The sequence below is a fragment of the Zavarzinia sp. genome (genome assembly GCF_049306435.1).
Classification (GTDB): Bacteria; Pseudomonadota; Alphaproteobacteria; order Zavarziniales; family Zavarziniaceae; genus Zavarzinia.
In genome coordinates this window covers 1-1,529 of sequence record NZ_JBAQRT010000262.1, presented here as the reverse complement: position 1 = coordinate 1,529, position 1,529 = coordinate 1, and the positions used below count along the sequence as shown (strand labels likewise).

General features: G+C 43.6%; 3 protein-coding genes. All 3 read left to right on the top strand.

Features of this window, described 5'->3' with window-relative positions:
- Nucleotides 1-129: 129 nt before the first annotated feature.
- Complete coding sequence (locus WAZ62_RS15025; RefSeq protein ID WP_422644349.1) at nucleotides 130-381, top strand: UPF0175 family protein; 252 nt, start codon at nucleotides 130-132, stop codon at nucleotides 379-381.
- A complete protein-coding gene (locus WAZ62_RS15020; protein ID WP_422644348.1) occupies nucleotides 374-862 on the top strand; it encodes a DUF3368 domain-containing protein in 489 nt (162 codons plus the stop codon). Before WAZ62_RS15025 ends, WAZ62_RS15020 begins: the two co-directional genes overlap by 8 nt.
- A 441-nt stretch (nucleotides 863-1,303) precedes the next feature.
- On the top strand, nucleotides 1,304-1,529 hold a 226-nt coding region (locus WAZ62_RS15015), incomplete at its 3' end, for a hypothetical protein (protein ID WP_422644347.1).

Genomic DNA, 1,529 nt, shown 5'->3' with positions numbered 1-1,529 from the left:
GATGGCTAATACAAAAAATCATTTGTTGATCAGCAATGACTTACGACTTGACAGAAGACTGATTTCCTACTTTTTCAGCAGAATCAATAACAAGAGTGTGACCCCGAATGTCCCAAAAGGAGAGAGGAAATGACAACAATGACAATTACCCTGCCCGATACGGTCTTTTCTGCCGTACGTCGAGCTCCGGCTGAATTTATCCAGGAAATGCGTATTGAGGCGGCAACTCAATGGTATGCCCAACAGCGTATCTCGCAGGAAAAAGCGGCTGAGATAGCAGGACTTGGCCGAGCGGAGTTTATCGATGCGTTGTCACTCCGGCGTATACCATTAGTCCAAGTAGATTTGAATGAGCTCATGGACGAGGTGCGACGTGCCTGAAGCATGGGTTATTAATGCATCCCCGATTATTCTCTACGCCAGAATTGGACGACTTGATGTGATTGAACGCTTAGCTCCAAAGATTATTGTTCCAAGCAAGGTGATAGAAGAGGTTCAAGACGGCATTTCTAAAGATATGTCGGCTCGTTTGGCGGTTGACTGGGCTATGCGATATATCATGCCGGATATTCAAGTACCACCAAGCGTGGAGCATTGGGATATCGGTCCAGGTGAATCGCAAGTGATAAGTCATTGTCTCCAAGGTAATCGATGGGCAGTTCTTGATGATCGGATGGCTCGTCGCTGCACCAATGCCCACGGTGTGCCAATAATAGGCTCTTTAGGGATAATTCTCCGCGCCAAGGTGTGTTGTGTAATTGAAAGTGCAAAGCCTTTAATGAATAAACTCAAAAGTGCGGGTATGTATGTAGATGACGAACTAATTAGGCAATCCCTGGCGGCCATAGGTGAAGAGAGTTAAAATTTAGAAATTCTATTTACAGACACTGATCTGGAAGTTCGAAAGTTCTAGAATCCGTAAATTCTTTACTTCATAGCTGTCAGTTGATTACTGTGAGCTAAGAACTATGAGCATGATTCTGAATCCTGACTTTACTTCGTACCGTCACTTCGTTCGGGTAACTGACTACTTTTGAAATTACCTCACATTAGTGCGGATTAGCCTGCCGCAAAGGCCTGTCCCTCGTAGTTCCGAACACACTGGGGTTCGCGACGAAGTGGGAAGTTAGTTTTGCAGAACGAAGGAGGGTGATGAAGGAACTTTTTCATGTCATTCGTGGTAAAATAGTTGTCTTTTCCAAGTCTGTGGCTGAAATTTCAATACAAGGGCTAATGCAATAAATAAATATATTGACTTATAGAAATATTGGATTGATATATAAATATGAAATCAGAAAATCAGTTGAAGTTCATCAATCAAGGCGAAAACGGGTCTGTTGAATTCAAGACGAGTTTCAGTGAGGGAGTAAGTGAGGGAGTAAGTGAGGGAGTAAAGGCTCTTCTTCGATCGATAGAAAGCAAACCAGGGGAGAGGGCTCCTTTTTATGCGAAAGAACTCAGTGCTCCAATAAAGAGTATTGAACGCTGGTTGAAGAAACTCAGGGATAAGAATCTGTCAAGTTCAGCGG